Raw genomic sequence first — 19,104 nt, 5'->3', positions numbered from 1 at the left:
CTTTTTTAATAGGTTACCCTTCATAACTGTTCCGCCATTTTAATAGTTTCCGTTCGAGCATTCTGACCAATGCATCTGTCAGCTTGCCGACAGCCGCAAAAATGATAATGCCGACAAACACCTTATTTGTCTGTGAAAATTGTCTGGCATCCATAATCATATAACCGACGCCCTCGCTCGATCCCATCAGTTCCGCCACCACAAGACCGAGCCACGCAATGCCTAGAGAGAGCCTGATGCCGAGCAGGATATTCGGCAGAGATGCCGGAAGAATTAATTTCGTCATCTGCTGATACCAGTTAAATTCCAGCACCCGCGCGACGTCAAACAGCTTCGCGTCCACACTGCGGATTCCGAGAAACGTATTAATGTACACGGGGAAAAAAGCCCCCAATGCGATCAGCAGAATTTTTGATGTCTCATCAAATCCGAACCACAAAATGAACAGAGGAGTCACGGCCAAGTGCGGAACCGTTCTGAGCATTTGAAGAGACGGATCTAGATATGCTTCCGTCCGCTTTGAGAAACCGACCAGCAGCCCGAAAACAAGCCCGAGGCCAGCGCCAAGCAGAAATCCGGCAGCAGCCCTGTATAAACTGATCTCTAAATGACCCCAAAGTTCACCTGAAAGAAGAAGTTCCTGAAACGTCTGCAAGATGACGACAGGTGAGGGGAGCACCGTTATCGAGACGATGCCCAGACTTGCGATAAACTGCCATACTGCGATGACCGCAGCCGGGAGTACAACCCCTTTCATCCATTGGTATGAATACTTCCGGGATCTTGCCAGAGCTTTCTTTTCTGATTGGCTTATTGCGCCGGCAGCCGTTGATACTTCTGCTTTCATTACTTGCCATCCCCCGTTTCAAGCGCTTTTTTAATAAATGAATTGTCGACAACGTCTTTTACATGAATTTTCTTATGAATCGCTTTTGTTTGATATTGAAAATCAGCGGTTTCCTGCTGGGCTTTGACAATATCATCATTGATCGGTTCATTGAGAGGCTCAGTATTGTTAAGCACGTTTCTGACGACTTTCGGATCAAGATGTTTGATTTTCGCATATAAGGAGACAGCTTCATCTTTGTGTTCCTTTTGCCATGCAACTGCTTTATTGAACACTTTCAGAAAACGGACAACCTCATCCGGGTGTTCTTTGGAAAATCCCGTTCTGACTAACGTGAAACCGGGAGAATATAAATCTGTGCTTTCTCCGTTCGCCAATATTTCCGCCCCGTGCTGCAGCGTTTCAATCGACAAATACGGCTCCCAAATGGACCATGCGTCAACTGATTTGTTTTCAAAAGCGGAAACCGCCTCATCAGGCTGAAGCTGGATGATGGTGACGTCATCGGCGGAAAGCCCCGCTTTATCTAAAGCTTTATAGAGAAAATCAAAGCCGCTGCTGCCTTTGGCTACAGCGATTTTTTTACCTTTCAATTCTTTCAGGCTCTGAATCCCGCTGCCCTTGTTTACGAGAATGCCGTTTGCCTTTAACCCGTCCTGAGACAGCCCGATCTCTTTAAAATCAATCCCTGCCGCCTGACCGGAAATGACCGGTGAATTGCCGACCTGGGAAAAATCAAGCTTATCGGCGGCAAGACCTTCAAACTGCGGAGGACCGCTTTGGAATTCGACCCATTTTACTTTTATTCCGTCTTTTTTGAAAGCCTCCTCAAACCAGCCTTTTTCCTTGGCAATGAGAAGCGGGCTTAAACTCTGCTGGATGCCGATCCGGATTTCTTTCACCGTTTTCCCGCTCCCCCCTGTCCCGTCTGCACTGCATCCGGCTGACACCATGACTGCTGCGGCTAAAAGAATGATGATTTTTTTCACTTCACTTCGTCCCTTCTATATCCCGGACCCATCCGCAAACCGGAGGTCTTCCGTTTTCTCAAACTCAGAAAGCACCTTCTGCCGGACGGCCTGAAAATCCGCTGACGTCCGATTGCGCGGATGCGGAAGCTGAATCGGCATCAGGCTGTGCAGCCGGCCGGGCTGTGCCCTGAGGATCGCCAGCTTATCGCCTAAATAGACGGATTCATCAATATCATGCGTGACCAGAATCATCGTCGTTTTTTTCTCGCGCCATATATCAAGCAGCACACCCTGCAAATGTTTTCTCGTAAAAGCGTCAAGCGCCCCGAACGGTTCATCTAAAAGCAGCACCTCCGGCTCGCGCAAAAGGGCTCTGGCGATGGCAACCCGCTGCGACATGCCGCCGGATAATTCGCGCGGATAAGCGTTCTCCGCTCCCTGCAGCCTGACAACCTCAATCAGATCATCTACTTTTTTCCGAACGGCCGGGTCGTTCATATTGAGATCGGCAGCGATGTTTTGTTTTACCGTCAGCCAGGGAAACAGCCGGTGCTCCTGAAAGATAAATCCCTGCCGGATGCCCGGTCCCGATACATTGCGGCCGTTTATTGTGACAGAGCCTTTATAATCGGTATCAAGACCGGCAATCAATTTTAAAAGCGTGCTTTTGCCGCATCCGCTCGGCCCGATGACAGTCAAAAATTCTCCCGATGCAATTGACAGCTCAATATCATTCAGCACCGGCGTTTTCCGGCCTTCATGCTCAAAAGCTTTTTCTTGTATGCTGATGGTTACAGCCATCTGTCTTCCCCTCTCTTTCTGCCGCGTGCGATCGAAAAACAAAAAGGCCCCCATCTCCGATTGCTTGCAGAGATGGGAGCCTTCGGCGGTCCGATCGGCAACCCGTTTGTTTTTAAATTTGAATATCATGTTAATTCAAATTATTCCGACTTGTCAACTGTTTTTTATAAGGATTAAAATACGCCCTCCGGCATAACCCTGCCAGAGAGCGCATCGGCTGTATCACGTATTTACTTCCTTTTCTTGGCGGGCGATTTTCAATAATGTCCGCGCGTTGTTGCCGAAAATGTTTTCTATATCTTCTTCCCGCATATTGATTTCCCGGCAGGTCCTCACCTGCTCCTGAAGATATCTGTATACATATCCTCTCGGAAATCCGTTCGAATCCGTCCCGAAGATGATCCGTTCAGCACCGATTAATTCAGATGTCTTTCGAAACAGAATTTCCAAATCAAGCGGGTACGGCATCCACCTCATCCACTGATTTGAGCCGGACGTGTCAATATACACATTCGGGCAGCTCCAGCACAGCTGCAGCAGTTCCTGGTAATATCCGGCGCCGAAATGCGGAATGATGAACGGGATATCAGCATACTCTCTCGCGACGCGATAGATGGAGAGCGGGTTGATGTTGCGATGGCTGACAATGCCCCCCGCTCTTCCTAAAAGCCCGAAGTGAATTAATACAGGCAGCCTTTTGTCAGCCAGATACGTCCATAGCTTTTTCAGCGATGGATCATGAAAATCGATGTCTGTCAGCGGCCCGAACAGTTTATATCCTTTCAGACCGAGCTCTTCTACCGCTCTTTTCAGCTCTTCATACGCATCCTCCCGCTCCAAAGGATGATATGCAAATCCGGTAAATCTCGCGGGATTGGCTTGAATAAACGCCGCCATCCGGTCATTGCTCTCTGCTGTTAAAAAATTCAGCACGTCAATGCCGTACTTATCTAATTCATTCTCCCACCTTGTCATCAAAGCGATTTCGCCGTCATCGCCCTCAACATCATGCGGATCAGGAAAATCCCAAGTCAGATTCATTCTATCTGACCGCTCCCGGTTATAATCGGAAAATGTCTTATCGTTTTTGCCGAAATAAAGGCTGTACGGCAGATGACCGTGAATATCGACAGGTTTAAAATGCTGCCGGAAAAGCATACAATCGCCGCCTCCCTTTACCGCCTGACAATAAAAAAAGGCCCTTATCCAGTGATGAATAAGAGCCTCTTGTGTCCAAGTCAGCGGTTTCTATTTTTTCTCATCTTAAACCCATTATTCCCGTCAGTCAAGTAGGCTTTCAAATCCAAACCCTTTTTCGATAATAAAAATAATTATTTTATAATCATTATAAAATAATATTGACTTTTTACTGATAGGTGATATTATGTTTTTATAAATCTAAAGAGGTGATCACATGAGTTCAAATAAATTGACAACCAGCTGGGGCGCTCCTGTCGGAGATAACCAAAACTCAATGACGGCCGGCGATCGCGGTCCTGCTTTAATACAAGACGTCCATCTGCTTGAGAAATTGGCGCACTTTAACAGAGAACGCGTTCCCGAGCGTGTCGTTCACGCAAAAGGCGCGGGCGCGCACGGTTATTTTGAAGTCACAAATGACGTTACAAAATATACGAAAGCCGCATTTCTGTCAGAAGTCGGTAAACGCACGCCGCTCTTCATCCGTTTCTCAACCGTTGCGGGCGAACTGGGCTCTAGTGACACAGTGCGCGACCCGCGCGGATTTGCCGTTAAGTTTTATACAGAAGAAGGAAACTACGACATCGTCGGAAACAATACACCCGTGTTCTTCATCCGCGATGCCATCAAGTTCCCTGACTTTATCCATACACAAAAAAGAGATCCGAGAACACATCTGAAAAATCCGACGGCCGTTTGGGATTTCTGGTCTCTGTCACCGGAATCCTTGCACCAGGTAACCATTCTGATGTCAGACCGGGGCATTCCGGCGACTCTTCGCCATATGCACGGATTCGGAAGCCATACATTTAAATGGACAAATGATAAAGGCGAAGGCGTCTGGATCAAATATCACTTTAAAACAGAGCAAGGCGTGAAAAACCTTGATGTTAATACAGCCGCAAAAATCGCGGGCGAAAATCCCGATTACCATACGGAAGATTTGTTCAATGCGATTGAAAACGGCGATTTCCCCGCATGGAAATTATATGTTCAAATCATGCCGTTAGAAGACGCAAACACATATCGCTTTGATCCGTTTGACGTCACAAAAGTATGGTCTCAAAAAGACTATCCGCTCATTGAAGTCGGCCGCATGGTTCTGAACCGCAATCCGGAAAATTACTTTGCGGAAGTAGAACAGGCGACGTTCTCTCCCGGCACATTAGTCCCCGGCGTCGACGTCTCACCTGACAAAATGCTTCAAGGCCGGTTGTTCGCATACCATGACGCGCACCGCTACCGTGTCGGCGCGAACCATCAGGCGCTGCCGATCAACCGTTCCCGCAATGAAGTGAAAAACTATCAGCGTGACGGACAAATGCGTTTTGATGATAACGGCGGCCGCTCCGTCTATTACGAGCCTAACAGCTTCGGCGGCCCGAAAGAGTCACCTGAAGATAAACAGGCGGCATATCCTGTATCAGGTTTCGCTGACAGTGTAAGCTATAACCATCATGATCATTACACACAAGCCGGCGACCTGTACCGCCTGATGAGCGAGGAAGAGCGCGCGCGCCTTGTCGCCAATATCGTCAGTGCGATGAAACCTGTGGAAAAAGAAGAAATTAAGCTGCGCCAGATCGGCCATTTTTACAAGGCTGATCCTGAATACGGCAGACGCGTTGCCGAAGGACTCGGACTGCCATCACCAAAATAGCATCAAAAAACCTGCCGGTCTGCCCGGCAGGTTTTTCCTGTTTATTATCAATAAAATCGTTTTTTTCTCAATTACACGAAGTGGCATGCCGCAAAATGATGAAGCCCTTTTTCTGACAGCGCCGGACTTTTCTCAGCACATATCTTCTTGGCTGCCGGGCATCTCGTTCGGAATTTACAGCCTGAAGGCGGATCAGAGGGGCTCGGTATATCACCCTTTAAAATTATCCGCTCCCTTTTCGCTCCGGGATCAGGAACAGGCACGGCTGATAACAGCGCTTTCGTATAAGGGTGAAGCGGCCGTGAAAAGAGCTCCTCCTTTGACGCGTATTCCACAATCGTCCCTAAATACATAATGGCGACCTTCGTACATAAGTGCTCCACCACGCTTAAATCATGAGAAATGAACAAATATGACAGCCCGTGCTGTTTTTGAAGGCTGCTGAACAAATTGATCATCTGCGCCTGGATGGAGACATCTAACGCCGCCACGGGTTCATCCATAATGATAAATTGCGGCTTGAGCGCCATCGCTCTTGCAATCACGATCCGCTGCCGCTGCCCTCCGGAAAATTCATGCGGATATCGGTCGATAAAGTTTGCGGAAAGTCCGCAGGCTTCAAGAACCTCCGCCGCTTTATCACGCGCATTCCGCTTCACCGCCAATTGATGCTCGATCATCGCTTCACCGATGGCTTCTCCGATCCGGCGCCGGGGATTTAAAGAACTGAACGGATCTTGAAAGATGAGCTGCGCTTCTGATCTGAAAGTTTTGAGCTCGCGCCGGCTCATCCGAAACACATCACGTCCCTGAAAAAACACCTCTCCCCCTGTTTTTTCATGAAGCCTCAAAATGGTCTTGCCGATTGATGACTTTCCGCTGCCCGATTCTCCCGCTAAGCCAAACACTTCTCCCTTTTCTATCGTAAAACTGACACCGTCGACCGCTTTTACGGGATTTTTGCGGGTCTTTCTCATCCCCCCATGCTCCTCGTAATATTTTTTCAGCCCCTTGACCTCCAGCAACGCATCACTCATCTGCTTTCTCCTCTCTGTAAAGCCAGCACGCCGCCTGATGCCCCTTCCCGAATTCAGTAAAATGCGGGCTCGATCTCCGGCATATTTCCGTGCTGTGTTCACATCGCTCCGCAAAATAACAAGACGATCCCGACAGGTCCGCAAGCTCGGGGACCTGCCCCGGAATGGTGTACAGCATCTCCCTTCTTTGACCGATAACCGGCTTGGCCGCGAGCAGCCCTTTCGTATACGGATGCTTCGGATCAGAAAACAGCTTTGCAACCGGTCCTTCCTCCACAATTTTTCCCGCATACATGACAATCACATAATCAGCCATTTCGGCAACCACGCCAAGGTCATGAGTAATGAATAAAATAGACGTGCGAAATTGCTTTTTCATATCCCGCAATAAATCCAACATCTGCGCCTGAATGGTTACGTCAAGCGCTGTCGTCGGCTCGTCGGCAATGATCAATTTCGGTTCGCAGCTTAGCGCGACAGCCGTCATGATGCGCTGCAGCATGCCGCCGCTCAGCTCATGAGGATATCGGTGCATAACCTGCTCGGCATGCGGGATCTCCACTAACGTGATCAGTTCAACGGCCTTCCGCCATGCCTCTTTCTTACTCAGCAATAAATGTTCGCGAATCGGTTCGGCCAGCTGCTCACCGATTGTAAACACCGGATTCAAAGATGTCATCGGTTCCTGAAATATCATCCCGATTTCGCTGCCGCGGATTTTCTGCATGTCTTTTGGTTTCAATTCCAACAGGTTCCGTCCGGAAAAATGCACCGCTCCCCGTTCGATTCTCCCCGTCTCGGGAAGAAGCTGCATAATGGACAATGACGCCATGCTTTTCCCGCAGCCGGACTCCCCTACAATACAAACCGTTTCCTCCTCATGTATCGTAAAGCTGACATCGTCCACGGCCTTTACCGCCCCCTCCTCTGTATAAAAAGCCGTTTCCAAATGCCTTACTTCTAAAAGCGGTTTTTTCATTTCATTTTCACCTGCCGTTTTACCTTAGGATCAAAAGCGTCTCTTAAACCGTCTCCAAGCAGATGAATCGCCACAACGGTCAGAAAAATGGCCGTTCCCGGCGGAATCCACAGCCATGGGCGGAGTGTAAAATCCATAAAATGATTCGCCGCTTCCATCATGTTTCCCCAAGAAGGTGTGGGCGGAGCAACGCCAAGCCCGAGAAAACTCAGCGCCGATTCACTCAGCATCGCTCCCGCCACATGCAAAGTCGCCGCTACCAGTAATAACGGCAATGTATTGGGAAGCAAATGATAGAGGATTTTCCGTTTATCACTAAGCCCCAAAACTTCCGCGGCCATCATAAACGGCTGCTCCTTCAGCGACAAAATCTGTCCGCGTACAAGCCGCGCCAAACCGGGCCATCCGATCAGGCTTAACATCATCATAATCAGGTACATTCTGTATTCAGAAGGCACTTTCCACTCCGACATCACCGCAGCCAAAATCAAAAGCAGCGGCAGGCCCGGGATGGACATGAGCATATCAGCAATTCGCATAATGATCATATCTGCGGCTCCCCGATAAAATCCGGCCGCAGCCCCGAGTAAAGAACCGATGACAAGCGACAGCACCATTGAAGCAAGCCCCACAGTCAGAGAAATCTGCCCCGCCAGCATCAGCCTCGTCAGCACATCTCTCCCGTACTGGTCGGTTCCCAGCCAATGATGGATTCCCGGCTGCTGATTGGCATTTGAAATATCCGTCCGATCTGTTATGTACGGAGAAAAAGACGGCCCGATAAAGCACAATAAAAACATAAAACATAAGAAAAGAAGACTGATGACCGTCAGCTTATGCTGCAGCAGGCGGCGGTACGTCTGCTTCCAAAGAGAAGGCGGCACCCCTTTTTGTTTTTTCATTCCGAACACCCCCTATTTCAGCCTGACCCGCGGATCAACCGCAGCATAAGCGATATCCGCCAAGAAGTTCCCCACAATCGTTAAACAAGACAAAAACAAGGTAAACGCCATCAAAACCGGATAATCACGATAATGCACAGATTCCAGCTGAATACGTCCGACACCCGGCCACCCGAAAATCTGTTCAATAATGATAGCTCCGGAAAACAGTCCCGGCAGTTCAAAAGCAAGCAGGGTGATGGCCGGAATGAGCGCGTTTTTCAACGCATGTTTCCAGATGACGGTGCGCTCTTTCAATCCCTTCGCTCTCGCCGTTCTGATATAATCCTGTCTGATCACGTCCAGCATGCCGGAGCGGAAATACCTTGTCAGCGAGCCGATGCCGAGCATAGATAAAATCACGACCGGAAGAATCATATGTCTGGCGGCTTCAAGCACGTACGAAAAACCTGTACTCGTGCTTCCGGTATCAATCATCCCGCCGACGGGCAATAATTTCAAATCCACCCCAAACCACTTAATAAACAGAAGGCTGATAAAAAAAGACGGGAACGCCATGGAAGCAAACACAAGAAACGTCACGATCCCGTCAAACCATGAGTATTTCCTGACAGCGGATATGACACCCGTTATCATCGCGGCTGACCATGTGACAAGCAACGCCAAAAACGCGACAAAAAACGAATTCCAGACATATTTCCGAAGCAGTGACAGGACGTTCTCCTGATATTTCAAAGAAAACCCAAAATCTCCGCTGAGCACATTTCCGAGCCACGTCACATAACGCTGCCAAATCGGCTGATCCAGCCCGTAAAGCGCTTTTAACTCCTTCGCTCTTTCAGGAGTCAGGTTTACATTGGAATCGATATAGTCGCCCGGCAGCATGGCGAATAAGAAAAAAATAATAAAGGACGTACCGAATAAGATCACAAGCATTTGAATGAATCGTTCTGCGGCATACCGTTTCACAAAAAGCCCCTCCTTTCCGCTGAAAGGGCAAAATCCCCAGGATGCACCGGGTATTTTGCCCAACCGTTCTATTGAATTGAGACATTTGAGAGACTTGAACTGATTCCAGAATAATTATCAGGCTCAAGCCCTTTTATTTTTCCGCTGACCGCCCTTGCGCTCTGACGGTAATGAATCAGAATGTAAGGCGGGTTTTCCCCGAGCTCCCGGTACAGCTGGTGATAAATCTCTTTTCTTTTGCTGATATCAAGCGTGCCGGCTCCTTTCTCTATCAGCCGGTCCGCTTTCGGATTGGAATATCCTGTTACATTATTGGGATGGCCGGAAGCCAGCTTTTCCACCGTGTCATTCGGATCAAGAATCTGCGAGGTGGAAACGGCGGCAAGGTCATATTGTTTGTCATTTATTTTCGCTACTTCTGTATTAAAATCCATCACTTCCGGTTTTAATGAGATTCCGATGTCCGCGTAATTTTCTTTCGCGATCGGGATGAAATCATCATCCGCTTTAGACGTGTAATAGCTGATTTCAAGCTTTTTGCCGTTTTTTTCACGTACACCGTCTTTACCCGTTTTCCAGCCCGCTTCATCGAGAAGCTTTTTGGCTTTTTCAGGGTTAAACGCGTACCGATTGACACCTTTGTCATCATAAGCCCACGAAACCGGAGACACCGGCACATTCGCGACTTCTCCGTAGCGTTTAAAGCGGACATCGACGATTTTTTGACGGTCAAGTCCGGAAATAAGCGCCTGGGACACTTTCTTATCTTGAAAAGGAGGACGCTTGTGATTGACGTACACAAGCCCGTAATCATTCACGACAGATACGCTTATATTGGCAAAACCGAGACTTTTTAAATGCTGAACCGTATCATCATCAGGTGAGAAAGAAGCGTAATCAAGGTCACCCGTTTCAAACAGCTGAAGGGAAGTTGACGGATCGATAATTTTATAAATCAGCTTTTCGGTTTTTGGTTTTCCTGCATAATAGTGTTCATTAGCCTGATAGCGTATTTCCTGTCCCGGAAGGTATTCTGTAAATTGATAAGGTCCCGCTCCGAACGGTTTGGCATAAAGCTCTTTTAAATAATCCAGTTTGCCGAATTGATAATTCTTTCCGTAGTAGGCTTCTGACAGCACCTGCCCGCCTAAAAGAAGCAGCGACTTCGCACTGACTTTCTCAGTCGTGATTTGAATGGTTCTGTCATCAAGGACGCGAATGCCCTCTATCGTCTTTGCCTTTCCTTCCTTGTAAGCCTTACCGCCTTTAATATAGGCCGTGGTGATATCTTCATAGCCCGCGTATGCAGGATCATGCAGCAGTGTTAAAGTGAATGCGGCATCCTTTGCGGTCAGCGGTGAACCGTCGCTGAAAACGAGATTTTTTCTTAAACGGAACGTGTATGTAAGCTGATCTTTGGAAATTTTCCAGCTTTCCGCAAGAGCCGGGGCAGGCTTCCCCGTTTTATCCAGTTTGACTAACGGTTCAAAAATAGGATCTGTCGCATTTCCGTCCCAGCCGTTTTCATAAAAGTAGGGCAGAAACACGCCGCCCGGCGCGGAAATCCCAGCAACAAAAGTGTCAGTTCTGGCTTTCGATTTAGCGGGAATGGCCGCCGGATGAGAAGCTTTAAATTCCTTTGTCTTGACATGGGCAATACGTGTTTCTTCCTTTTTATCCGCCGCAGATGACGGTTCTTCCCCGGCGCTCCCTAACGCGCACCCTGATAACATGATGGATACCGACAGCGCGAGTACCGTTGTTTTTATCCTCCATTTTCTCTCCTTCATCTTTATCGAACCCCCGCATGCTTTTCATCTATCTTTATATAAATCTGCTCCATCTGTTCCTCATTTCTCATAATCTCCCGTTTGTTTTTCTCTACAAGCAGTTCGAAATTCAATGTGTATTTTCTGTACTTTTTTCGTTTTTTGCTCTTTTTGCGCACATGTGATACCTTTTTTAACGCCACTTTTCATCCCTCCGCTTTTCATTTCATTCAATGACTTTCACGCAAAAAAGGCCCTTATCTGTTTAAAAGATAAGAGCCTTCGGTGATCCGATCAGCCATCGTTTGGAAATATGTAATGATTATGTTAATTCATACAATACCTACCTGTCAACTATAATTTAAAATATCGTTTCCTTCCGGGGGTTTTCCTCATACACTCTCTCATTTTTCCGCATATGCTAGAAAACATAGCAGATTACAAGTGAAAGTGAGTGAGAATGTGGAAAAGACAACATTGACCGGTCGCATCGTCAAAAAAGATGACCCGGACTATAATGCTGCAAGAACCAATATCAATTTAAGCCTGCAAAGATATCCAGACATCATTGTGTTTTGTCAAAACAAACATGACGCTCTCAATGCGGTGAGATGGGCACGTGAGAACAATGTGCCTTTCCGTATCAGAGGCGGAAGACACAGCTACGAAAATTTTTCCCTGTTAAATGACGGACTAGTCATTGATCTCAGTGAAATGAAGAAAATAAGAGTAAATGAGGATAAGCGGCTGGTCTCGATTGAAGCGGGAGCCGAATTGGGGGAGGTCTACCGGACACTCTGGCGGTACGGCTTGACCCTTCCTGCGGGAACCATTGCGAATGTGGGAATCACAGGGCTGACGCTCGGGGGAGGAATCGGATATTTAACAAGGACAGCCGGACTTACTTGCGATCGTCTCCTCCAGCTCGAAATGATCATAGCGGACGAAAAAGCGGGTGCTGACTTGATCACAGTCAACCGCTCAAAGCACTCTGATCTATTTTGGGCGTCTCAGGGAGGAGGGGGAGGCAACTTCGGCATTGTCACATCCATGATGTTTAAAGCCGTGCCGATCTCGTGCGTGTCTGTTTTTTCTGTCACTTGGGGCTGGGATGATTTTGAGGAAGTATTTAACACATGGCAGCGCTGGGCTCCATTTACAGACAACCGGCTTACCTCATCAATTCAGTTTTGGCCTAAGGAAGTCAACCGCATAGAAGCGCTCGGTCAATTTACCGGGACAAAGGATGAGCTGAAAGAACTGCTGGCTCCGTTAATGAAAGCGGGAAAACCGGCAAGCGGCATGGTCAAGACAGTGCCATTTATTAAAGCGGCAGCCTTTTTTAACAGCCCGGGAGGCAATCAGCCGCAAAAGATGAAGCGGTCAGGATCCTTTATTGAAAAACCATTATCAACACGCGCGATTTCCACTTTAAAGCGCTATTTAGAGCACGCTCCGAACGAAAACGCCAGTGTGTGGCAGCAATCTCTCGGCGGGGCGGCCGGACGGATCGCTCCTGACCAAACGGCATTCTACTATCGCAACGCAATCATTGCCCAAGAATATATTACAACTTGGACATCTGCTGAAGAAGAAAGACAAAATGTCCGCTGGATCGAAGGACTGAGAACGTCCCTATCAAGAGAAACGATGGGAGATTACGTGAATTGGCCTGATAGAGAAATCAGAAACTGGCTGCAAACGTATTACGGAGAAAATGTTCACCGCCTCCGTCAAGTCAAAACGAAATATGATCCGGAAAATATATTCCGATTTGAGCAGAGCATTCCGCCGCTTCGCCGTTCACCGTTTTTCTAAAAAAGATGAAGATGGGCAAACTCCATCTTCATCTTTTCTTTTATTGATATAAGTGGCTTCCCTTCTCTGCAAACTCTTTTGCTTTTTCTTTCAGCCCTTCATTGACGGCCTCGTCTTCAGTAAGTCCGTTTTCCTTCGCATAATCACGAATATCCTGAGAAATTCTCATGCTGCAGAACTTCGGACCGCACATCGAACAGAAGTGAGCCGTTTTTGCGCCTTCAGCCGGCAGCGTTTCATCATGATATTCGATTGCTCTTTCAGGATCAAGCGACAAATGAAATTGATCACGCCACCGGAATTCAAACCGCGCCTTAGACAGAGCATCGTCACGGATCTGTGCACCCGGATGCCCTTTAGCAAGGTCTGCGGCATGTGCCGCGATTTTGTACGTAATGACGCCTTCTCTTACATCATCACGATTCGGCAGCCCCAAATGCTCCTTCGGCGTGACATAGCAAAGCATCGCCGTCCCGTACCAGCCGATCATCGCCGCGCCGATTGCTGAAGTAATGTGGTCATAACCCGGAGCGATATCCGTCGTTAATGGCCCGAGCGTGTAAAAAGGCGCCTCTTTACAAATTTCCAGCTGCCTGTCCATGTTTTCCTTAATTTTATGCATCGGCACATGACCCGGTCCTTCGATCATCACTTGCACATCGTGCTTCCACGCAATCTCCGTCAATTCTCCGAGAGTCTCCAATTCCGCAAACTGCGCTTCATCATTGGCATCCGCAATCGAACCGGGGCGAAGCCCGTCACCAAGAGAAAAAGCGATATCATAGGTCTTCATAATTTCACAAATGTCTTCAAAATGCGTGTATAGAAAGCTTTCCTGATGATGAGCCAGGCACCATTGCGCCATAATCGCCCCGCCGCGGGATACGATTCCCGTCGTGCGTTTGGCCGTTAACGGGACGTAACGAAGCAGTACGCCGGCATGGATGGTGAAATAATCCACGCCCTGCTCCGCCTGCTCAATCAATGTGTCACGATAAATGTCCCACGTTAAATCCTCGGCAATGCCATTTACTTTTTCAAGCGCCTGATAAATCGGCACCGTCCCCACAGGCACGGGACAGTTGCGGATAATCCATTCACGCGTCGTATGAATGTCTTTTCCCGTGGATAAGTCCATCATCGTATCGGCGCCCCAGCGAATCGCCCACGTCATTTTTTCGACTTCTTCTTCGATAGAAGATGTAACAGCCGAGTTGCCGATATTTGCATTGATTTTCACATGAAAATTCCGGCCGATAATCATCGGCTCGCTTTCCGGGTGGTTGACGTTAGAAGGAATAATCGCCCGTCCGCTCGCCACCTCTTCCCTGACAAATTCGGGAGACACATGCTCACGTATTGCGATAAACTCCATTTCCGGCGTAATGATGCCTTTTCTCGCATAATGCAATTGTGTTACATTTTTCCCCGGCTTGGCCCGAAGCGGTTTCCGCTGTAGGCCGGGGTATTCGGCGACACGGCCCTCTTTTTTATAACCGTTGTCTTCAGGCTTCACGGTCCGGCCATTATATTCTTCTACATCTCCGCGCCCGGTAATCCACTTTGTGCGGAGCGCCCCCAGCCCTTCATGAATATCAATCTGTACATCCGGGTCTGTATACGGCCCGCTCGTATCATAAACACGGACCGGCGCATTCTCCTCTTCCCCGAATGCCCCGGTAGTCGCACTCAGGCTGATTTCCCGCATCGGCACTCGTATATCGGGCGAAGAACCTTCTGCATAAACCTTTTTACTGCCGGAAAAACTCGACATAATGGAAATGTTCGCTTGCTGTACTGATTGATTTTGCATACAAATCTCTCCTTTATCATTTGAATAACAGAACCAAGCTCAGCACCAGCACAAAAAAACCGGGTTCAAAGAAGAACCCGGTTTTGCAGTCAGAAAGAAACTATTATTGTTTTCATCAACAATAATAAAACCTTTACTTCCCCACGCTGGTACGAACCAGATCAGGTCCAAAGGGTTAAGAAGCCGCCGCTTCTCTCTCAGCCCGCTCAGACGGGCACCCCCAGTAACTATTGATTTCGCTCTCATCGTAACATAAGTTGTGTACAAAAAAAGCATATTATCAAAATTCAGATAACGGAACAGTCATAAGCTCTGTTTCCCGAACGCCTTCTTCGGTATTAAAAACCCGATAACCCTTTGCGGTTTCCCGGGAAGAGACAGCCCGGAACAGCTGACCGTCTTTATAATGAAGCGCAGCGCCGTCATCAGCGGCATAGCCCTCCCTGAGTTTCTTTTCTGAAATCAGACGGTGATACACCGGCCGGCGCTCCGCTTCTCCGTCATAGTGCGGACAAAAGCTTCCCGGCAAAAATCCTAAAGCTCTTAACTCTCTCAAATCTCCAGCCGAATCCGTCAATCCTTCTTCATACCAGCAAATCGCCCCGGCGCTGAGACCCGCCAACATGATGCCGTTTTCCCAAGCCTCACGAAGAATAAGGTCAAGCCCCCACTCTTTCCATAAGACAAGCATATTGCGCGTATTTCCGCCGCCGACATATATAATATCTTTCTTCATGAGAAAGGATCTGAGATCAGAACCCGGCGGTTTAAACAGCGACAAGTGATCCGGCTCACACCGCAGCTTTTGAAAGGCCTGATAAAACCTGCCGATATAATTTTCCGAATCTCCGCTTGCCGTCGGCAAAAAACAAACTTTCGGCTTTGACCGCGCCGCCTGCTCTAAAATATACTGATCCAGCACAAGATGATCCGGCTCCATGGAAAAGCCCCCGCCGCCCATTGCAATAATCTGCTTCAATGTCATCACCTCTTTTTTCCTCTAGTATAACAGCTCATAAAAAGGCGTTATCCCAATTTCGGATACCGCCTTTAAAAAGTATTTGTTATCTAAAAAATGAAAACACACCGTATAACACAACGGAGATCCCCGCAGCGATAAGCGCCGGAACAAGCTTCGAACGGGCATATTTCACAACATCGATCTCCAACACCGTACAGGTTGTCACCGTATTATCACTGAGAGGAGAAGCAAACGCTCCAAATGTTCCGCTCGCAAACACGGCCCCGATCGCTAATAATAAGCTGGTATGTGACTGTACCGCCAGCGTTACGCCGAGCGGCATTAATAGCCCCCAAGTCCCCCAGGATGACCCGATAAAATAGGATATAACAGCCCCCAGTATAAAAAGAGACGGCGCAATAAACATATGAGGGATCCATGACGTTAAATGAGAAGTAACATATTTCGAGAATCCAAGGTCTTCAGATACTGCTGTTACGGCCCAAATCAGCGATAACATAATAATAACGTTGACCAATTCGTTTCCGCCCTTAATAAAATGGGTAACAAGCTCGCCTGCATGAAAACGCTGAAACATAAAAAGAGCAAATGCTGCAATAACCGCTGCCAATAATGCGGTTAACATGACGCCAAGCATATCGCTTTTGATAAAAGCATTCAAAAACCCTTGTGCTTTTGAATGGCCGTCCCACCAGCTGAGAAAGAGTGTTAATAGCAAAAACAGCCCGATCGGAATGATTAAATTCCAAGGCCGAATCGGTGTTTCCTTAATATAAGCACGGTGCGCCGAATCCAGCTCCTCCTGCTGGTCAGCATGCTCATCACTTTTGAACATTCCCGTATGTCCACCGTGAATATCTGAGATCGTCCCTGTTTCCATGTTGAATGAACCTGATCCTTTTGAAAGCAACACACCCCTGTTCCGCGGAATCGGTTCCGTATTTTTGTTATGTTTGCGAGCAGAAGTTTGTCCGCTCTTTTCTGTTTTTTCTAAGCTTTCGTCCGCTTTTTGTTTCTTAAAAAAGCAGTAATAAATTCCGACTACTATAATCACAATGGAGAAAAAATTGAAGGGAATACTTTTCACATACACCGTGTAAGCCGGCTGATCTATCCCTGACGTTTTAAGGGCCTGTCCGATAATGGAAACCATGTAGCCGACAAATGCCGTTGCTATCGGAATCAAGGCAATGACAGGGTTTGCCGTAAACTCAATGGCATACGCAATTTTCTGTTTCGACAGATCCAGACGCTTGCTTAAAGCTTTCATGATCGGTGCAATTGTGACGATGCGAAAGTCCGGTTCACTGAACGTGCCAAATGTCGACAGCCATGCAAGCAGCATCGCACCTTTTTTGGTTTTAACTTTTTTACTGATCAAATGGACGAATCCTTTTATCCCGCCGGTCAGCTTTATAATCCCTACAAGGCCGGCAAATGAATATAGAAACACAATGATTCTAATATTATTGGTGACGACAATGTTGCTGATGACATATTGAACCATATGTTCAATCCCGCCAAGCAAGCTGGGATGCAAAAGATAGCTTCCGACCAGCAAACCGACAAACAGACCGGACTGCACTTGCTTTGTAATGATTGAAATGGGAATGACCAGAATAAATGGGATAAGACAAGCCCAAGTCCCTTCCATAAAAAACACCTCTTTCAAAGAACTTGTTGTTAGTATCTTTGAAAAAAGCGTATTTATACAATCAGCAGGTATCATGTTTTCACAAGCCTTGGAGGATATTTTCACACAACAAAAAAGGCTTCTACATATTGTAGAAGCCTTTGTATACCGGTGGCCGGGGTCGAACCGGCACTCCAGAAGGAACACGATTTTGAGTCGTGCGCGTCTGCCAATTCCGCCACACCGGCATGTAATTCGTCGTGTTCAACCGACGTATATAAATATAACATGTATTTCATAAAACGTCAACGGTTTTAGCAAAGTTTTTTAAATGGTAATGCAGTATATACGATACAAGCAAGAAACTGATATTGATAGTCATTACGTTTTTATTATATAAAAAAAGTGATCTGCAATATGCAAATCACTCTCATATATGTTTTATAATGTGAAAACTGATGACCAATTTAACATAGTTCGTTCAAAGTTAAATTGGTGCCGAGGGCCGGACTTGAACCGGCACGGTAGTCACCTACCGCAGGATTTTAAGTCCTGTGTGTCTGCCAATTCCACCACCCCGGCAATAGAAAGGCGACACCCGGATTCGAACCGGGGATAAAGGTTTTGCAGACCTCTGCCTTACCACTTGGCTATGCCGCCGTAATTTGGAGCGGAAGACGGGATTCGAACCCGCGACCCCCACCTTGGCAAGGTGATGTTCTACCACTGAACTACTTCCGCAACATGTAAAAGAACTTAATACATCTTATGCTGTTGTTTTAAAAAAATGCAACTGGGCTAGCTGGATTCGAACCAACGCATGACGGAGTCAAAGTCCGTTGCCTTACCGCTTGGCTATAGCCCAATGATAAAATGGGGCGATTGATGGGAATCGAACCCACGAGTGCCAGAGCCACAATCTGGTGCGTTAACCACTTCGCCACAACCGCCATAATCTGAAGATGAATAAATAAAATAGTGGCAGGGGCAGTAGGAATCGAACCCACACCGGAGGTTTTGGAGACCTCTGTTCTACCGTTAAACTATGCCCCTATTTATAAAATGGTGGAGGGGGGCAGATTCGAACTGCCGAACCCTGAGGGAGCGGATTTACAGTCCGCCGCGTTTAGCCACTTCGCTACCCCTCCATCATTTAGAGTGCCGGCCAGAGGACTTGAACCCCCAACCTACTGATTACAAGTCAGTTGCTCTACCAATTGAGCTAGACCGGCAAATGGTGGCTCGGGACGGAATCGAACCGCCGACACACGGATTTTCAGTCCGTTGCTCTACCAACTGAGCTACCGAGCCTTTTTATAAATGGCGGTCCGGACGGGACTCGAACCCGCGACCTCCTGCGTGACAGGCAGGCATTCTAACCAACTGAACTACCGGACCATTTTTTTGGTTGCGGGGGCAGGATTTGAACCTGCGACCTTCGGGTTATGAGCCCGACGAGCTACCGAACTGCTCCACCCCGCGATGATAATGGTGGAGGATGACGGGCTCGAACCGCCGACCCTCTGCTTGTAAGGCAGATGCTCTCCCAGCTGAGCTAATCCTCCATCATATAAGTGACCCGTACGGGATTCGAACCCGTGTTACCGCCGTGAAAGGGCGGTGTCTTAACCGCTTGACCAACGGGCCCTGGTATTTTTTCGTTTGTTATGTATTGATAATTAGTGGCGGAGAGCAAGGGATTCGAACCCTTGAGACGGGGTTA

At 47.8% G+C, this 19,104-nt stretch carries 15 protein-coding genes, 15 tRNA genes and 1 riboswitch (1 of these 31 only partly in view); of the genes, 2 read left to right on the top strand and 28 right to left on the bottom strand.

The annotated features are described in order from the left end of the window. Positions 1 to 13: 13 nt before the first annotated feature. From GNE05_RS04895 to GNE05_RS04880, 4 genes are all read right to left on the bottom strand, one after another. Positions 14 to 847 (bottom strand): ABC transporter permease, encoded by an 834-nt coding sequence (locus tag GNE05_RS04895; RefSeq protein WP_160182519.1) that lies wholly within the window; start codon positions 845 to 847, stop codon positions 14 to 16. After that, positions 847 to 1,836, bottom strand: a complete 990-nt coding sequence (locus GNE05_RS04890; protein ID WP_007408418.1) for an aliphatic sulfonate ABC transporter substrate-binding protein — start codon at positions 1,834 to 1,836, stop codon at positions 847 to 849. Before GNE05_RS04890 ends, GNE05_RS04895 begins: the two co-directional genes overlap by 1 nt. Before the next feature lie 15 nt (positions 1,837 to 1,851). After that, a complete protein-coding gene (locus GNE05_RS04885; protein ID WP_160182518.1) occupies positions 1,852 to 2,619 on the bottom strand; it encodes an ABC transporter ATP-binding protein in 768 nt (255 codons plus the stop codon). A 222-nt stretch (positions 2,620 to 2,841) separates the two neighbouring features. Further along, complete coding sequence (locus tag GNE05_RS04880; protein ID WP_039062853.1) at positions 2,842 to 3,777, bottom strand: amidohydrolase family protein; 936 nt, start codon at positions 3,775 to 3,777, stop codon at positions 2,842 to 2,844. A 256-nt stretch (positions 3,778 to 4,033) separates the two neighbouring features. On the opposite strand from GNE05_RS04880, the gene katA reads away from it, so the two are divergent. Next, entirely contained in the window at positions 4,034 to 5,479 is a 1,446-nt protein-coding gene (gene katA / locus GNE05_RS04875) for a catalase KatA (RefSeq protein WP_003155420.1), read from the top strand. Positions 5,480 to 5,550: 71 nt separating this feature from the next. On the opposite strand, the gene GNE05_RS04870 is transcribed toward katA, so the two are convergent. The 6 genes from GNE05_RS04870 to GNE05_RS04845 form a co-directional block, all read right to left on the bottom strand. After that, the gene (locus tag GNE05_RS04870; RefSeq protein WP_021494882.1) at positions 5,551 to 6,516 is read right to left on the bottom strand and encodes an ABC transporter ATP-binding protein; all 966 of its coding nucleotides are present in this window, start codon (positions 6,514 to 6,516) and stop codon (positions 5,551 to 5,553) included. Beyond that, positions 6,509 to 7,495 carry an ABC transporter ATP-binding protein gene (locus tag GNE05_RS04865; protein ID WP_022552802.1) on the bottom strand — a complete coding sequence of 329 codons (987 nt, stop codon included), beginning with the start codon at positions 7,493 to 7,495 and terminating at the stop codon, positions 6,509 to 6,511. The genes GNE05_RS04870 and GNE05_RS04865 overlap by 8 nt, the downstream gene beginning before the upstream one ends. Continuing rightward, positions 7,492 to 8,397, bottom strand: a complete 906-nt coding sequence (gene opp4C, locus GNE05_RS04860; protein WP_014417251.1) for an oligopeptide ABC transporter permease — start codon at positions 8,395 to 8,397, stop codon at positions 7,492 to 7,494. Before opp4C ends, GNE05_RS04865 begins: the two co-directional genes overlap by 4 nt. Positions 8,398 to 8,409: 12 nt before the next feature. Continuing rightward, positions 8,410 to 9,366 (bottom strand): ABC transporter permease, encoded by a 957-nt coding sequence (locus GNE05_RS04855; RefSeq protein ID WP_014417250.1) that lies wholly within the window; start codon positions 9,364 to 9,366, stop codon positions 8,410 to 8,412. A gap of 68 nt (positions 9,367 to 9,434) precedes the next feature. Beyond that, the gene (locus GNE05_RS04850; protein ID WP_160182517.1) at positions 9,435 to 11,156 is read right to left on the bottom strand and encodes an ABC transporter substrate-binding protein; all 1,722 of its coding nucleotides are present in this window, start codon (positions 11,154 to 11,156) and stop codon (positions 9,435 to 9,437) included. A gap of 2 nt (positions 11,157 to 11,158) precedes the next feature. Continuing rightward, positions 11,159 to 11,338: an FbpB family small basic protein gene (locus tag GNE05_RS04845; RefSeq protein ID WP_015417079.1), complete on the bottom strand. Its 180-nt coding sequence runs from the start codon at positions 11,336 to 11,338 to the stop codon at positions 11,159 to 11,161. A gap of 259 nt (positions 11,339 to 11,597) precedes the next feature. On the opposite strand from GNE05_RS04845, the gene GNE05_RS04840 reads away from it, so the two are divergent. Next, positions 11,598 to 12,953: an FAD-binding oxidoreductase gene (locus GNE05_RS04840; protein ID WP_025284453.1), complete on the top strand. Its 1,356-nt coding sequence runs from the start codon at positions 11,598 to 11,600 to the stop codon at positions 12,951 to 12,953. Between the two features lie 40 nt (positions 12,954 to 12,993). On the opposite strand, the gene thiC is transcribed toward GNE05_RS04840, so the two are convergent. The 18 genes from thiC to GNE05_RS04750 form a co-directional block, all read right to left on the bottom strand. Next, positions 12,994 to 14,766, bottom strand: coding sequence for a phosphomethylpyrimidine synthase ThiC (gene thiC / locus GNE05_RS04835; RefSeq protein WP_160182516.1), 1,773 nt, complete (start codon positions 14,764 to 14,766; stop codon positions 12,994 to 12,996). A gap of 121 nt (positions 14,767 to 14,887) precedes the next feature. Continuing rightward, positions 14,888 to 14,998: riboswitch (TPP riboswitch) on the bottom strand. A gap of 48 nt (positions 14,999 to 15,046) precedes the next feature. Next, entirely contained in the window at positions 15,047 to 15,745 is a 699-nt protein-coding gene (locus tag GNE05_RS04830) for a Type 1 glutamine amidotransferase-like domain-containing protein (RefSeq protein ID WP_160182515.1), read from the bottom strand. 85 nt (positions 15,746 to 15,830) lie between these two features. After that, the gene (locus tag GNE05_RS04825; protein ID WP_160182514.1) at positions 15,831 to 17,402 is read right to left on the bottom strand and encodes a Na+/H+ antiporter NhaC family protein; all 1,572 of its coding nucleotides are present in this window, start codon (positions 17,400 to 17,402) and stop codon (positions 15,831 to 15,833) included. A 145-nt stretch (positions 17,403 to 17,547) separates the two neighbouring features. After that, positions 17,548 to 17,629: transfer RNA gene (locus tag GNE05_RS04820), tRNA-Leu, on the bottom strand. A 245-nt stretch (positions 17,630 to 17,874) separates the two neighbouring features. Further along, positions 17,875 to 17,963 (bottom strand) — tRNA-Leu (locus tag GNE05_RS04815). A gap of 7 nt (positions 17,964 to 17,970) precedes the next feature. Then, a tRNA-Cys gene (locus tag GNE05_RS04810) sits at positions 17,971 to 18,041 on the bottom strand. 6 nt (positions 18,042 to 18,047) lie between these two features. Beyond that, a tRNA-Gly gene (locus GNE05_RS04805) sits at positions 18,048 to 18,122 on the bottom strand. Positions 18,123 to 18,174: 52 nt separating this feature from the next. After that, positions 18,175 to 18,246: transfer RNA gene (locus GNE05_RS04800), tRNA-Gln, on the bottom strand. A gap of 9 nt (positions 18,247 to 18,255) precedes the next feature. Next, a tRNA-His gene (locus GNE05_RS04795) sits at positions 18,256 to 18,331 on the bottom strand. A gap of 29 nt (positions 18,332 to 18,360) precedes the next feature. Further along, positions 18,361 to 18,434 (bottom strand) — tRNA-Trp (locus GNE05_RS04790). 10 nt (positions 18,435 to 18,444) lie between these two features. Continuing rightward, positions 18,445 to 18,529: transfer RNA gene (locus GNE05_RS04785), tRNA-Tyr, on the bottom strand. Positions 18,530 to 18,540: 11 nt separating this feature from the next. Continuing rightward, a tRNA-Thr gene (locus GNE05_RS04780) sits at positions 18,541 to 18,613 on the bottom strand. A 3-nt stretch (positions 18,614 to 18,616) separates the two neighbouring features. After that, a tRNA-Phe gene (locus GNE05_RS04775) sits at positions 18,617 to 18,692 on the bottom strand. Between the two features lie 10 nt (positions 18,693 to 18,702). Further along, positions 18,703 to 18,779: transfer RNA gene (locus GNE05_RS04770), tRNA-Asp, on the bottom strand. Positions 18,780 to 18,786: 7 nt separating this feature from the next. Continuing rightward, positions 18,787 to 18,863: transfer RNA gene (locus GNE05_RS04765), tRNA-Met, on the bottom strand. 7 nt (positions 18,864 to 18,870) lie between these two features. After that, a tRNA-Val gene (locus tag GNE05_RS04760) sits at positions 18,871 to 18,946 on the bottom strand. Positions 18,947 to 18,956: 10 nt separating this feature from the next. Continuing rightward, positions 18,957 to 19,028: transfer RNA gene (locus tag GNE05_RS04755), tRNA-Glu, on the bottom strand. A gap of 36 nt (positions 19,029 to 19,064) precedes the next feature. After that, positions 19,065 to 19,104: transfer RNA gene (locus tag GNE05_RS04750), tRNA-Ser, on the bottom strand (it continues 51 nt past the right edge of the window).

Source organism: Bacillus sp. AM1(2019) (assembly GCF_009906915.1).
GTDB lineage: Bacteria > Bacillota > Bacilli > Bacillales > Bacillaceae > Bacillus > Bacillus velezensis.
This window is presented reverse-complemented; position numbering and strand designations above follow the sequence as displayed.

Bases quoted from the DNA above. Each gene is read 5' to 3' on its own strand.
- GNE05_RS04895 (WP_160182519.1), bottom strand. From the start codon at position 847: ATGAAAGCAGAAGTATCAACGGCTGCCGGCGCAATAAGCCAATCAGAA.
- GNE05_RS04885 (WP_160182518.1), bottom strand. From the start codon at position 2,619: ATGGCTGTAACCATCAGCATACAAGAAAAAGCTTTTGAGCATGAAGGC.
- GNE05_RS04880 (WP_039062853.1), bottom strand. From the start codon at position 3,777: ATGCTTTTCCGGCAGCATTTTAAACCTGTCGATATTCACGGTCATCTG.
- katA (WP_003155420.1), top strand. From the start codon at position 4,034: ATGAGTTCAAATAAATTGACAACCAGCTGGGGCGCTCCTGTCGGAGAT.
- GNE05_RS04870 (WP_021494882.1), bottom strand. From the start codon at position 6,516: ATGAGTGATGCGTTGCTGGAGGTCAAGGGGCTGAAAAAATATTACGAG.
- GNE05_RS04865 (WP_022552802.1), bottom strand. From the start codon at position 7,495: ATGAAAAAACCGCTTTTAGAAGTAAGGCATTTGGAAACGGCTTTTTAT.
- opp4C (WP_014417251.1), bottom strand. From the start codon at position 8,397: ATGAAAAAACAAAAAGGGGTGCCGCCTTCTCTTTGGAAGCAGACGTAC.
- GNE05_RS04850 (WP_160182517.1), bottom strand. From the start codon at position 11,156: ATGAAGGAGAGAAAATGGAGGATAAAAACAACGGTACTCGCGCTGTCG.
- thiC (WP_160182516.1), bottom strand. From the start codon at position 14,766: ATGCAAAATCAATCAGTACAGCAAGCGAACATTTCCATTATGTCGAGT.
- GNE05_RS04825 (WP_160182514.1), bottom strand. From the start codon at position 17,402: ATGGAAGGGACTTGGGCTTGTCTTATCCCATTTATTCTGGTCATTCCC.